This is a genomic window from Moraxella sp., assembly GCF_030525845.1.
Classification (GTDB): Bacteria; Pseudomonadota; Gammaproteobacteria; order Pseudomonadales; family Moraxellaceae; genus Moraxella.
Window position 1 is genome coordinate 1 of record NZ_JAUNDY010000023.1, and the last position, 13,994, is coordinate 13,994.

Annotated in this window: 11 protein-coding genes and 1 pseudogene; 7 read left to right on the forward strand and 5 right to left on the reverse strand. The window is 45.6% G+C overall.

The genetic code is table 11. The annotated features are described in order from the left end of the window. Positions 1-548: pseudogene (locus tag Q4B79_RS08000) on the forward strand (NADP-specific glutamate dehydrogenase); the annotation flags it as partial. Between the two features lie 355 nt (positions 549-903). Here Q4B79_RS08000 and Q4B79_RS08005 read toward each other — a convergent pair. The 3 genes from Q4B79_RS08005 to Q4B79_RS08015 form a co-directional block, all read right to left on the reverse strand. After that, on the reverse strand, positions 904-1,278 hold the full coding sequence (locus Q4B79_RS08005; RefSeq protein ID WP_303085902.1) for a hypothetical protein: 375 nt from the start codon (positions 1,276-1,278) through the stop codon (positions 904-906). Between the two features lie 115 nt (positions 1,279-1,393). After that, entirely contained in the window at positions 1,394-2,716 is a 1,323-nt protein-coding gene (locus Q4B79_RS08010) for a homoserine dehydrogenase (protein ID WP_303085903.1), read from the reverse strand. A 131-nt stretch (positions 2,717-2,847) separates the two neighbouring features. After that, positions 2,848-3,654 carry a DsbC family protein gene (locus Q4B79_RS08015; RefSeq protein WP_303085904.1) on the reverse strand — a complete coding sequence of 269 codons (807 nt, stop codon included), beginning with the start codon at positions 3,652-3,654 and terminating at the stop codon, positions 2,848-2,850. Positions 3,655-3,884: 230 nt separating this feature from the next. On the opposite strand from Q4B79_RS08015, the gene Q4B79_RS08020 reads away from it, so the two are divergent. The 6 genes from Q4B79_RS08020 (at position 3,885) to Q4B79_RS08045 (ending at position 10,988) form a co-directional block, all read left to right on the forward strand. Further along, on the forward strand, positions 3,885-4,802 hold the full coding sequence (locus Q4B79_RS08020; RefSeq protein WP_303085923.1) for a DUF808 domain-containing protein: 918 nt from the start codon (positions 3,885-3,887) through the stop codon (positions 4,800-4,802). A 146-nt stretch (positions 4,803-4,948) separates the two neighbouring features. Then, positions 4,949-5,164: a 30S ribosomal protein S21 gene (gene rpsU, locus Q4B79_RS08025; RefSeq protein WP_029104045.1), complete on the forward strand. Its 216-nt coding sequence runs from the start codon at positions 4,949-4,951 to the stop codon at positions 5,162-5,164. A 215-nt stretch (positions 5,165-5,379) separates the two neighbouring features. After that, the gene (locus Q4B79_RS08030; protein WP_303085905.1) at positions 5,380-5,568 is read left to right on the forward strand and encodes a hypothetical protein; all 189 of its coding nucleotides are present in this window, start codon (positions 5,380-5,382) and stop codon (positions 5,566-5,568) included. 132 nt (positions 5,569-5,700) lie between these two features. After that, positions 5,701-8,595 (forward strand): DNA polymerase I, encoded by a 2,895-nt coding sequence (gene polA / locus Q4B79_RS08035; RefSeq protein WP_303085906.1) that lies wholly within the window; start codon positions 5,701-5,703, stop codon positions 8,593-8,595. A gap of 176 nt (positions 8,596-8,771) precedes the next feature. Continuing rightward, positions 8,772-10,403, forward strand: a complete 1,632-nt coding sequence (lnt, locus tag Q4B79_RS08040; protein WP_303085907.1) for an apolipoprotein N-acyltransferase — start codon at positions 8,772-8,774, stop codon at positions 10,401-10,403. Positions 10,404-10,589: 186 nt separating this feature from the next. Beyond that, positions 10,590-10,988 carry a hypothetical protein gene (locus Q4B79_RS08045; RefSeq protein ID WP_303085908.1) on the forward strand — a complete coding sequence of 133 codons (399 nt, stop codon included), beginning with the start codon at positions 10,590-10,592 and terminating at the stop codon, positions 10,986-10,988. An 86-nt stretch (positions 10,989-11,074) separates the two neighbouring features. On the opposite strand, the gene Q4B79_RS08050 is transcribed toward Q4B79_RS08045, so the two are convergent. After that, a complete protein-coding gene (locus Q4B79_RS08050) occupies positions 11,075-11,914 on the reverse strand; it encodes an exodeoxyribonuclease III (RefSeq protein ID WP_303085924.1) in 840 nt (279 codons plus the stop codon). A gap of 152 nt (positions 11,915-12,066) precedes the next feature. Beyond that, a complete protein-coding gene (locus Q4B79_RS08055; protein WP_303085909.1) occupies positions 12,067-13,887 on the reverse strand; it encodes an acyl-CoA dehydrogenase C-terminal domain-containing protein in 1,821 nt (606 codons plus the stop codon). Between the last annotated feature and the right edge of the window lie 107 nt (positions 13,888-13,994).

A 13,994-nucleotide genomic window follows, 5' to 3' on the forward strand; every position in this document is an offset into this window, starting at 1 on the left:
TAGACAAAGCAGGCTTTACCCAAGAGAAAATCGACTGGGTCAAAAACCACAAAGCCAATGGCAAGGCTCTTGCCGACTATGTGGCGGAGTTTGGTGGCGAATGGCTAGCAGGAGAGCGTCCTTGGCAGTTTGATGCCGAAGTGGCTCTACCATGTGCTACCCAAAACGAAGTGAGCGAAGCGGACGCACACGCCCTCGTGAAGCATGGTGTTAAATATGTCGCTGAGGGTGCAAACATGCCACTGACTGCCGAAGCCATTGACGTGGTGCGTGCTAATGGCGTTGCCTATGCCCCCGGTAAAGCTGCCAACGCTGGCGGTGTGGCGGTATCTGGTCTAGAAATGAGCCAAAACTCGGTGCGTAAATACAAATCTTTTGAAGATTTGGACTTAGAACTACAAAAAATCATGAAAAACATTCATGAAAGTGCGTTGGAAGCCGGTCAAAAATACGGCACAACCGAAGGTGCGGTTGACTATATGACTGGTGCAAACGTGGCGGGCTTTACCCAAGTTGCCAACGCTTTGGTGGCATACGGTTATCTATAATCGATTTGTCAAACCGCTCATCTAAGCCAATCTTTAATCTTGGTGTGTTAACTGGTATTTAAGATTGGTTTGGTCTTATAAGCCAATTGGGCTAAGCTCTGGTATTTCAGGGCTTAGTCTTTTTGTTTGTTCTGTATTTATCATGGTTGCAGATCAGTTGGCGTTTCTGTTAACGATGTCTTGTAAAATATCTGACAGAGATGTATGAGCTACTTGTTGCAATAGACTGGGTGGGAGTTTTACTGGTGTGATGGCGAGTTGTTTAGGTGGTGCTTTATGGAGTGTATTGGTGTGTTCTGTGTTTTATCATGTAAAACACCCCAAAGAGTAGGCTCTGGGGTGTGGCTTGGGTTTTTTATTGGGCTGGTGCTTCGGCTTCGGCAGTAGGTGTAGATTCTGCATTTTCGCTAGGCGTATCGGCATTTTCGGCGACCGCTTCATTTTCTGCGTTTGAAACCTCCGCTGTGTTTGCTTCTGCGGTAGCTTCGGCACTTGTTTCTGGTGGGGTGGTCTCTGCTGGAGCGGTTGGTGTGGCAGAGGCACCACCTGCACCACCGATGGTGGGTTGACCATGGTCTTCAAATTGGACGGCTTCGGCAGTTGGGGCATTAGCAAGGGCGTTGGTTTGGGCTTCTTCTAATTTATCCACCGCTTTTGGGGCGTGGTCATGACCGCAAGCAGTCAATAGAAGTGAGGTGCTGATGATGGCAGTCAAAAACTTAGCTTTCATGGTAGCTCCTAATGAGTAAAATTATTGGATATTATGCCATAAGATACAGGTACTTGACAATTAAATAAAATTTACCAAAAATTATCCGCTAAGCAAAACGCCTAGCGGATTTTTCTTAGTTAAGACTTTCTAGGCGAATGCGTACCACAGGTTCAGTCACTGCATTTAGGGTCTCAATTTCTTTGATGGCTTTATTCATTTGAGCTTCAAGCACGGGCAAAGTCAAGATGATGATGGGGACAAGTCCTGATTTGTGGGCATCTCGTTGCATGATGGTATCGATGTTAATGCCGTTGTCGCTTAGAATGCGAGTGGTGTCAGCAAGCACGCCCAGCTCATCTTTGACAGTCAAACGCAGATAATAACCACAAGTCATCTCATCGCTAGATAGAATGCGAGTATCGGACAGCTCCTCAGGCACAAATGCCAAATGAGGCACATCGCTGGCGATTTCATCGTCGCTGACATTGTCATTGATATTAATCACATAAATCAAATCCATCACATCTGCCATAACCGCAGAAGCCGTTGCCCCAGCCCCAGCCCCATCGCCATAATATAGGGACTGTCCAAGTGGATGAGCATCTACCATGACAGCATTTTTTACGCCATGTACGTTGGCAAGTAGGGTGCTGTTGGGGATAAGCGTGGGGTGGACACGAAGCTCAAAGCCATTCTCACGGCGAAACGCAAAACCTAAATGCTTGATGGTATAGCCCAGTTCTTTGGCATACACCACGTCTTGTAGATGGATTTTGGTAATGCCTTCGCAGTAAACTTTATTAAATTGAAGTGGGATACCAAAGGCAATAGAGGCAAGCAAGGACAGCTTATGAGCAGCGTCGATGCCCTCCACATCAAAGGTGGGGTCGGCTTCGGCATAACCTAGCAGTTGGGCTTCTTTTAGGACATCGCCAAAACGACGGTTTTTTTGTTGCATTTCGGTCATGATGAAGTTGCCGGTGCCATTAATGATACCAGCGACCCACTGTACTTTGTTGGCTGCCATCGCTTCACGAATGATTTTGATGATGGGAATGCCTCCTGCCACCGCCGCTTCGTAGCGTACTTGTACGCCATATTTTTCGGCAAGTTCAAAAATCTCATTGCCATGCTCGGCAAGCAAGGCCTTGTTGGCGGTAACGACGTGTTTTTTGTGTTTGATGGCATGGATAATCACGTCTTTGGCGACACTCTTGCCGCCGATGACTTCAATGACGATATCCACATCGTCAGCACAGGCAATCGCCATCAAATCATCGCTTTGTTTGATGCTAGGGTCAATATCATCTCTGTGTCGCCTTGTGCCAACGTGTGTGATACGAATGTCATGACCGCTACGGCGAGACAGCTCATCTGCATTGTCTTTGAGAAGATTAACCACGCCTGTGCCAACTGTGCCTAGACCTAAGACTGCGATGTTGATGGTGTTGTTCATTGTATGCTCCAAATTCAATTATTTTAATGACAAAAACCAAAACCCCTAACTTACCACAACTTTAAAACGGAAGCTAGCGTTTTTTGTGATTGCCCTTTAAAAATATCACCCAAAATTAGTGGTGTGGCGTGTTATTTTTTATTGGCAAGTGCCTGAATGATGAGCTTGTCTGAAGGCAGGTAGCCACCAAGCTGTACTCCGTTTTCGGCAAATACCGCAGGTGTACCACTAACGCCCAGTCTGTAGCCTAGCTCCATGTGTTTACGAACTGGATTTTGGCAGATGGGGGCACTGATGTTTTTGCCACGCTTGGCTTCGGTGATGGCACTGTTACGATCGGAGCTGCACCACACACGCTCGGTTAGACTGATGAGTTCTTCGCCTCTGGGCCATGCCAGATAACGCACCTCAATGCCGCCAGCGTTGGTATGGTCAATTTCTTTGTGTAATAGTTGGCAATAATGGCAAGTGGGGTCGGAAAACACATAAATGACCGACTTGGTTTCTCCTTTGGCGGGGAAAATAATCATTTCTGATTTATCCACTGCTTCTAGCTCGGACATGGTAGCAACTGACCTCATTTTGCTGCTGATATCCACAGGTGAGCCGTTTTCAAGTGCCACAACCGTGCCTTGAATGACGTATTTGCCTGTCTTATCTACGAACACAGGGGCAGCATCATCAAATGTTACCCAATACACGTCAGGCATTTCGGTGGGAATGACGGCGGTAATTTGGGCGGGAATACCTGCTTGATTGAGGTTGTCTTGTAGAGCCTTGGCGATGTCGGAGCGGTGGTTTGGGTCGCTGTTAGTGGCTGGGGCGTTATTTAGGGGTTTGTCTTTACTGATGGTCTCTGTGGATTTGGTGTCTTGACTGCAACCAGTAAGTCCAGCGAGGAGTAGGGCGGTGGCGAGGAGGGTTTTATAAAGCTTCATGGTAATTTTAAAATAAAAGAAAGCTGATTATTATACTTGATGATGAGAGATTTTTGTATGGGTTTTTGTGAAATCTTAATTGTGTGAGTGTTGGATTTGATTTATTAGAGAAACGAATAAATGATGGCTATTAAAAAATAAATTTTATAATCACTAAAAGCACACAAAATACCCAACACTTGATGGAATGGCTTGTGTTAGAATTGGCCTTTTGTGATGACATGAAGGTAATCATGGCAGGTAGTTTGCTTATCCTCTTAGATGACATCGCCACCGTGCTGGACGATGTTTCTGTACTCACCAAAGTTGCCGCCAAAAAAACAGCGGGTGTGCTGGGTGATGATTTGGCTCTCAATGCCCAACAAGTCACAGGCGTGCGTGCTGACCGAGAACTTGCGGTGGTGTGGGCGGTGGCAAAGGGTTCGTTTGTCAATAAATGTATTCTTGTGCCGACCGCTCTTGTCATCAGTGCAGTTGCCCCTGTGTTGATTGCGCCCCTGCTCATGATTGGCGGGCTGTTTTTGTGCTTTGAGGGTTCAGAAAAAATTATTCACAAATTTGCCCCACAGCTACTACCCCATCATGATGATGAAGATGCTCACCAAGCCCACCTAGAAGCCAACGCAAATGGCGAAGACCTTGTCAAACTTGAAAAAGATAAAATCAAAGGAGCGATTCGTACCGATTTTATTTTATCTGCCGAAATCGTGGTCATCTCGCTAGGTACGGTCGCTACTGCCACACTCACGCTCAAAGCCCTGACACTCTGCGCCATCGCCATCATCATGACGGTGGGGGTGTATGGCTTGGTGGCGATGATTGTAAAAATGGACGATGTGGGCTTTCATTTGGCAAGCAAACCTGAACCTGCCAGTCAAAAAATGGGCAACCTACTACTTGCTTTTGCTCCCAAACTCATGAAATTTTTATCCATCGCAGGCACGCTTGCCATGTTCTTGGTCGGTGGTGGGATTTTGGTGCATGGCGTGGGCATGCTTCATCATCAAGCCGAACATTTGTCGCACTTATCAGGGGTGTTTGGTGGTCTGACCGAAAATCTTTATAATGGTGTGGTTGGGTTTGTGGCTGGTTGTATCATTGTGGCAGTTGTTGCTTTATTTACTAAATTAAAATCAAAAAATTATTGATATTTTAAAAACTCCTGCTATAATATTTGGGTTTTGTTCTCAAAACATTCCTTGCCAATCTGAGCTGATGCCTACGCCCAAGACCGTACCAGCTTTATAATAATACAGCCAGATTGATGTAACTTTGTCTTGTATTGGAGTAAATTATGCCTTTAGTTAAGGTTAAAGAAAACGAGCCAGTGGATATTGCCATTCGTCGTTTTAAGCGTGCTTGCGAAAAAGCAGGTGTTTTGGCTGACGTTCGTAAAAAAGAATTTTACGAAAAACCCACCCAAGAGCGTAAACGCAAAAAAGCCGCTGCGGTTAAGCGTTACAAGAAAAAAGTATGGCGTGAGCAAGCTCGCACCGTTCGCAAATACTAATTTTGCATTTGACTTAGTTGGCGCTCAGCAAATCTTGCTGGGTGCTTTTTTGTGGGCGTTTGTCATGACGCCTTATTTTCAGAATAGAGCTTGACAAAAATGGGGGGGGGGGGTAGAATTAGCAGTGAACAGTCATTTGGGTTGTTTAACTTTTTGACCATCACGCCGAAATTGCCCAAAAAATATCAGGCGATGACCCTGTTTATACCGCCAGTTTGACAGGTGTTGAAAAACATGATTTTACCCATCAAAGCAAATCTGCCAAAACCACAGGGCATGTTGCCACAGGTATCGGTTATCAACCAGTGGCAAGCACTTATGTGGAATTTACGCCATACATCAAGCACCACGCCAATGACGAGGTGGGTTATGGGGCGTTATTTAGGCTAGAAAATAAATTCTGATAAAATCAGCAAAACACCTCAGAGATTTCACATTTGGGGTGTTTTGATTTATGACATTAAAACTTTATATGGTTTTTGTTTATTGAGCTAAAATTTGTTAAAATGATACAAATTTTTACCACCAAAACCTCCATGACTCATATCCCAAACCTCGCCACCTTTGACACCACCCACATTGACCGCACTCGTTCGCCTGTGATTTTGGTGGACGGCTCGTATTATCTGTTTCGCTGTTTTCATGGCTTGCCACCGCTTGCCAACAAAGACGGCTTGCCCACCAATGCCACCCGTGGCGTGCTAAACGCCCTAAACAAACTCATCAAAAAATACAACCCCACCCATATGGCAGTCGCCTTTGACACCAAAGCCCCGACCTTTCGCCACGAGCTGTCGGACGCTTACAAAGCCCACCGCCCACCAATGGATGATGACCTGCGGGTGCAGATTCCCTACATTCATAAGATGATTGGGCGACTTGGCATACCACTTATCACGATTGATGGCTTTGAAGCGGACGACATCATCGGCACGCTTGCTCACACCGCTTGCCAAAATGGCTACCCTGTGGTCATCTCCACAGGCGATAAGGACATGGCACAGCTTGTCAATGACTGTGTGATATTAGAAGACAGTTTTAAGGACAAAATTACCGATGTGGCAGGCGTGTTTGAAAAATTTGGCGTACACAACACCCAAATCGCCGACTATCTGACTCTAATGGGCGACAGCGTGGACGGGATTGCTGGTATTCCCAAAGTGGGGGCAAAGACCGCCAGTAAATTACTCACCGACTATGGCGACATTGAGGGCATTTTAAACAATCTAGCCAACATCAAAGGCGTGGTGGGTAAAAATATTGCCGAACATCAAGGCGAAATCCCACTCAATCGCACCCTTGCCACCATTGTTACCAATTTGGCTTTACCCATTTCTTTTGATGAATTAAAATTGGACAATAGCCAAACTGCGACCATTGGGCGAGCCAAAGACTTACATCAATTATTTAATGAATTAGAATTTAAAAAAGAAATGGCAGAGCAATCGGCATTGTTAAAATTAGCCGATATGCCAATTACCGATGATTTATTTGCCAATGATGAATTAAGTAATGATAATTTACCAACGGACAATTTATTAAATGGTGAATTATTAAATAGCGATACATTAAGCGTTAAACCTTTACCGATTAAACCCACCCATTATCACACCATTGATAACAAAGACGACTTTTTAAATTTAATCACTCAGTTAAAAAACAGCCCCCATTTTGCCATTGATACCGAGACCACCGACATTCATTGGCAAAAGGCAGAACTTGTTGGTATTAGTATTTCTCTTTATAATTACAATGGCTATTATATTCCTCTTGGGCATACGGGCGATTTTAATTTATTGATAGACAATCAATTAGATAGGGACTTTGTTTTAAATAAGTTAAAACCCATTTTGGAAAACCCTAGTATCGGCAAAATCGGTCAGCATATTAAATACGACAGTCATATTTTTAAAAAATATGGCATTGATTTGATAAATTGGCAAATGGACACAATGCTGGCAAGCTATGTGATAAATAGCGTGGCGACACGGCATAATATGGACGATTTGGCAAGGCATTATTTGGGTGTAACCACCACTTCGTTTGAAGAAGTGGCGGGCAAAGGAGCAAAGCAAATTTCCTTTGACAAAGTAGAACTTGAAAAAGCGAGCCAATATGCCTGTGAAGATGCGGACATTACTTATCGGCTGTTTAGTGTGTTTGATGAGTATTTAAATCAAGACCCAAATGCCAAAAACTTACTGACCAAATTAGAAATCCCCACCGCCCAAATCCTTGCCCAAATGGAATATGATGGGATTTTGATTAAGCCTGAATTTTTGAGTAAATTATCGCTTAGTTTTGACAATCAAATTTTTGAATTGGAACAAAAAGCCTATGAATTGGCGGGCGAGCCGTTTAACCTTGCCAGCCCCAAACAGCTTGGCGAGATTTTGTTTGGTAAATTAGGTATTTCTGGCGGTAAAAAAACCAAAACAGGGCAATACTCAACTTCGGAGGCGACCCTTGCCAAAATTGACCACCCACTTGTGGAAGTGGTGCTAGAACACCGCAGTCTCTCCAAGCTCAAAAGCACCTATACGGACGCACTTATCAAGGCGTGCGACAAGGGCGGGCGGGTGCATACGAGCTATCATCAGGCTTTGACGAGTACGGGGCGACTGTCGTCATCCGACCCCAACCTGCAAAACATTCCGATTCGCACCGACACAGGTCGCCAAATCCGTGAAGCCTTTGTTGCTCCCGAAGGGCGGGTAATTTTGGCGGCGGACTATTCACAAATTGAACTGCGACTGATGGCTCATTTTAGTGGTGATGAAAGTTTGATTAATGCCTTTAATCATAACCTAGACATTCACACCGCCACCGCCAGCGAGATTATGGGTAAGCCTTTGTCAGAAGTTACGCCCAATGAACGGCGGTCGGCTAAGGCGGTAAATTTTGGTCTGCTTTATGGAATGGGCGTGTTTGGGCTTGCCAAACAGCTTGGCGTAAGTAACGATGTCGCCAAAGACTACATCAAACGCTACTTTGCCCGCTATCCTGCGATTAATGATTATATGGAAAACACCAAAACGCACGCCAAAGAGATGGGCTATGTTACCACGATTCTAGGTCGTAAGCTCTACGCCCCCGACATCAATTCGTCCAATCAGATGATTAAGCAGGGGGCGGAGCGAGCCAGTATCAATGCCCCGCTACAAGGCTCGGCGGCGGAGATTATTAAACTTGCGATGATTGCGGTGGATAAGGTTTTGCCAAAGGACAATGCCAAACTTTTGCTCCAAGTTCACGATGAGCTTGTGTTTGAAGTAGATGCCGACAAGGTGGATGAGATTGGCGAGCTTATCAAAACGGCAATGCAAAATGTACTTCGTGATACCGCCAAAACGCTTGGTTGGACGGTGGAGTTTGCTGTGCCACTCTTGGTGGAGATTGGCGTGGGCGAAAATTGGGACGAGGCTCATTAATTTAGGAAGGGACAACTGGACGGTGTATCATGTTGGCATGCCACCATCATATAAGCGAGCTTTTGGTGGTGTATTGATGTGCCTGTGGCTTGATGGTTTAATCCGCTTATCCTAAAATTTTAGCGTACTGCCCAAAAATTTGTTAAAATTAGCCGTTATTTGTTTTGTATTTTCCCATGACTTCTCATTCAGCCCCCATAAACATACCCACCACAGGCATTGCCAAGCGTGCCACTCGCCAAAAAACTGTCATTAAAAAACGTTTGCCACTTATCATACCTGCTGTTTTGTGTGCTTTGGCGGGGGCGATGTTTACATGGTCGCTTGCCCCCTACAAACTTTGGACACTTGCCATACTCTCGCCGATGGTGTTGTATGCCTGTCTTGTGGCGGAGGATAGTCCTCGTCGTGCGTTTTGGCTTGGCGAGGCGTATGGCTTTGGGCTTTGGGCGGTGGGGGCGTTTTGGCTTTATACCTCCATTCATGATTATGGCGGTATTCCTGCATGGCTAGCACTGATGATGATTGCGGTCATGGCACTGATTATGGGGCTGTTTCATGCGGTCATGGCGTGGGTTTTTGTGTACTTTTTGGGTCGTCAGCCATTGGCATTTGCTTCGCTGTGGGTGATACAAGAATGGACGAAAACATGGCTTCTGACTGGATTTCCATGGCTGTTTGTGGGTTATGCGTTTAGTGATGTGGCATGGATAACCGCCATCGCACCGATATTTGGGGTGCTTGCCATTAGCTTTATGGCGGTATTGTTTGGGGCGAGTGTGGTGGAGCTGTTTCGCCAAAAAATCGGGTTTTTGTTTATTAGCGTGGCGTTTATACTGATGAGCGTGCTGGTGTTTTTCATTAATCCAAAATGGACAACGCCCACAGGCGAGAAGCTTAATTTTTCGCTCATACAGGGCAATATTCCCCAAGATTTAAAGTGGCTAACCGAGTACCGTTTTGAAACTCTAAACATCTACACCCAGCTATCGCAAAGCGAATGGGGTCAAGATGTGGTGGTTTGGCCTGAGGCAGCCATTCCGATGTTTCACGATGAGGCTTGGGAGTTTATTGATGTCGTACAAGAACATGCTAGACAGATGGGTTCGACGTGGGTTATGGGTATTCCTTATAAGGATATTGAGCATTTTAATCCTGATGAGCGTGCCTATCCACACCTTTATAATAGCGTGCTGACACTAGGCGATGATAGCGGTGGGTTATATAAAAAACAAAACCTTGTGCCGTTTGGCGAGTATATTCCTTTTGAGGGGGTTTTAAATATCCTGCCTGATTTGGCAGGCATGCAAGAGGCGGTAAGTTTTAGTCGTGGCGATGCAGGTCAGGCACCACCATCAGTAAAAGGACAGCCAATGGGGGTGGCAATTTGTTATGAGGTGGCTTATCCTGATACCACACGCCATAACGCCAAAGATACCGGTTTTCTTTTGACCGTCTCAAATGATGCGTGGTTTGGTAGTAGTGCAGGTCCTCGCCAGCACCTACAAATGGTACAAATGCGAAGTATCGAGACAGGACGATGGTTTGTAAGGGCGACCAACACAGGCGTAACGGCGTTTATCGATGATAAGGGGCGGATTGTCAGTGAAGCACCTGCATTTGTGCCAACCGTGCTTCGTGGCACAGTACCGATGATGGCTGGGGTTACGCCTTTTATGCGTTTTGGTAGTTATCCTGTGGTGTTGTTATCGGCACTGCTGATTTTGGTAAGTTTTATTGTCAAGCGTCAAACACGCTATGATGCCAGCCATGAGCTGTATTATCAAGCCAATGGCGTTAGGGATTGATGTTTTTTTAAAAATTGTCCATAATTTTAATGGGGAATTGTACAAAATGACAAAAATTGGTATATAATAGAGCAAAATTTGTATTTGTTTGTGTATTTGATGAATGTAGATTGGGAGCTTTTAAATTCCATAAAATATCAAATACTTAAAATTCTAAATCAAACCCATCAATTTGACAGGTGATTTATGGCACACGATGCTTCACAAAATAACCCAGCCAAAGAGACCATTCACGCTCTAATCGGCATTGTTCTGCTTTTGGTAATTATTGGCGGTATCGCCGTTTTTGGATGGTTGCGTCCTGCGGGCAACCATGAGCCTGCCACCGTCTCTGCCACACCTGCTGGGCGTGCCTTAGATGAGTTACTCCAAAAAGAAGCAAATGATAATGCTCAGGCAACTGTGACAGCTGAGGCATCAGTAGAAACAGCAGAAGCTCCTGAGGGAGCAGAAGCACCGGTAGAGGATACAGCAACTGCCGAAGCACAAGCGGACGCACCTGCCGAGCAAGCACAAGAACAGCCAGCGGAATCTGCGGTCGCCGAAGCGTCAAGCGAAGCACCAGCCGAGCAACCTGCTCAGTAATCCCTCAAAACCCCATGTTTGGGGTTTTTGCCATTTGCTGAGGCTGTTGTGATGAGGCGTAACGATTTTGGGGTGGTTGATTTTTCTTATCCTAGCACATAATCAATCACCACAGGGGCGTGGTCGCTAAACCACTCATCACGATAGACCCACGCCCCCACCGTGCGTGCTTTCCAGTCGGGCGAGCAGACCTGATAATCAATCCGCCAACCGACATTTTTGGCACGAGCCTGACCACGATTACTCCACCACGAATAAATATCGCTGTCAAAACGCACCACTCGAAAGCTGTCCACATAGCCAAGCTCGCCATAAATGTGGTCAAGCCACGCCCGTTCGTGGGGCAGACAGCCAGAGGCTTTTTGGTTGCCCGACCAGTTTTTGATATCAATTTTTTTGTGGACGATGTTATAATCGCCACAAATAATCACCGAGCGGTTTTCGTCTCGCCAGCGTTTTAAAATTTCTTTATATTCCTTTAAAAACAAATCCTTACGAGCCTGAGCGTCATCGCCTGAACTGCCCGATGGCAAATATAGCGATGAAATAAACACAGGCGTATCAATGCCAAATTCACTCAAATCAAACTCGCCCGTAATAAACCGCCCCTGCGTGTCCGCAAGTTCAAAACCCAAACCTGTGCTTATGTTTTTAATTGGCAAACGGCTATAAATCGCCGTGCCTGCATAGCCTGCTTTTTCGGCAGGGAACAAATGGGCTTCCCAACCCGCCAATTTGAATTTGTCCGTCCATTGCTCGTGCGTGAGCCGTGTTTCTTGCATACAGATGACATCGGCGTCCGACTTGGCAATCCAATCAAATACGCCCTTTTTTTCGCTGGCTCTTAGCCCATTGACATTGATGGAAACGACCCGCAAAATGCGTTTGTCGCCGTGTTTTTGGGCGTGGGTGGATTTTGGGGGAATGATGTCGTTGGGTTTTAGGGGTGTTGTGGTGGTTGTCATGATAATTTGTCAAAAAAAGAAAAATTCTACCACAAATCATCTTTAAAAGGGCGGTAAATTGACATTGAAAAAATAAAAGCCACTCAATTTCTTGAATGGCTTTTTGGATTGTTTTAATCAATGATAAAATGTTCAATGTCCATGTTGGTCATGACTTCGCTTGGAGTGGTCATGCTGTCTGCTAGACCACTGGTGCGAGGAAGGATTTTATCAAAATAGAACTCGGCTGTTTGGGTTTTGGCAAGGTAGAACTCGTAAGGTTGTTCGCCACCGTTCTTCATCTTATCAAACGAAATGGCTGCCATTCTCGCCCAATGATACGCCATCATCACATAGCCTGAGTACATCAGATAGTCATCGGAGGCAGCAGAGATGATTTCTCGGTTTTTGCGTTTGGCGGTAATAGCGAGGCGACCTGTTAGCACGTTCCATTCAGCACATAGTTTAGTTAATGCCCAAACGTATTTACGCATGTCTTTATCTAGTGCATAGTCGCCACACCATTTCATGATACCAGCAGTGTATTCGCGAACGACTTTACCACCGCCTTGTAATAGCACTTTGCGTCCTAGTAGGTCAAGAGCCTGAACGCCTGTCGTACCCTCATATAGCGTGCTGATACGGGCATCACGTGTGATTTGTTCCATGCCCCATTCTTTGATGTAGCCGTGTCCACCAAAGATTTGCAAGCCATGTTTGACAGACTCTTGGGCAAGCTCAGTCAGAAAGCCTTTTAGGATTGGGGTGTAAAAGCCCATTTTATCTTCCCATTTGGCGATTTCTTCTCTGTCGCCACGAATGGTGGCATCAGCGAGTTTATCTGCATAGCGACCCACATGATAAATCATGCTTCTAGCACCCTCGCTAAATGCTTTTTGGGTAAGTAGCATACGACGAACATCGGCATGATGATGAATGGCATCGGCTGGTTTGTCTGGCTCTTTGGTGCCAGATAAGGCACGCATAGAACGGCGTTCTTTGGCATAGGGCAGGGAGTTTTGGAAGGCAAGCTCCATATGGGCAAGCCCCTGAATACCCGTGCCGATACGTGCGGTGTTCATGTAGGTAAACATCGCTTTTAGACCTTTGTTGGGTTCGCCGATGAGATAGCCTGTGGCATTATCAAAGTTGAGTACACAGGTGGCAGATGATGAAATACCCATTTTATGCTCAATAGAGCCACAGGTTACGCCGTTACGCTCGCCAATTTCTCCGTTTTCGTTGGGGATAAATTTAGGCACAATAAACAAGGATATGCCTTTGGTGCCAGCAGGGGCATCAGGTAGACGTGCCAGTACAATGTGTACGATGTTTTCGGTTAGGTCGTGTTCGCCAGCACTGATAAAAATCTTAGAGCCATTAATGCTATAAGTGCCATCGCCATTAGGTTTGGCGGAGGTTTTCATTTGGTTTAGGTCAGTACCACATTGTGCTTCTGTTAGGCACATCGTACCAGACCATTCGCCACTGATGAGCTTGGGCAGGTACAGGTCTTTTTGTTCGGTGGTGCTGTACTCTAAGATGGTATTAATTGCTCCCATAGACAGACCAGGATACATGGCAAATGGCCAGTTGGCGGTACCGAGCATTTCGGACTTGATGAGATTGATGGACATGGGCAGTGCCATGCCGCCATATTGTTCTGGATAGGCAACACCTTGCCAGCCACCTTGTGCAAATTGGTCGTAGGCTTCTTTGTAGCCTTTTGGTGTGGTAACTTCGCCGTCTTTAAAATGACAACCCTCAGCATCGGCAGGTTGGTATAGAGGGGCAACCACGTTTTCGGCAAAGTCAGCAAAGCCCTCTAACACCATGTTCACGGTCTCGCTGTCAGCGTTTTTGCCATTGGCGAAAGTTTGGTAATGCTTAGGATAGTCAAAGACTTCATTAATTAAAAACTTAATATCACGTATGGGGGCTTTGTAAGTTAGCATGATACAGCTCCTTTGTGCTGATGATAGGTAATGCAATGTGCTTAATATACCTTATTTTGAAAGAGTTTACAGAGGTTTTGTTTTTGTTATAACTATTTTTCATAAAT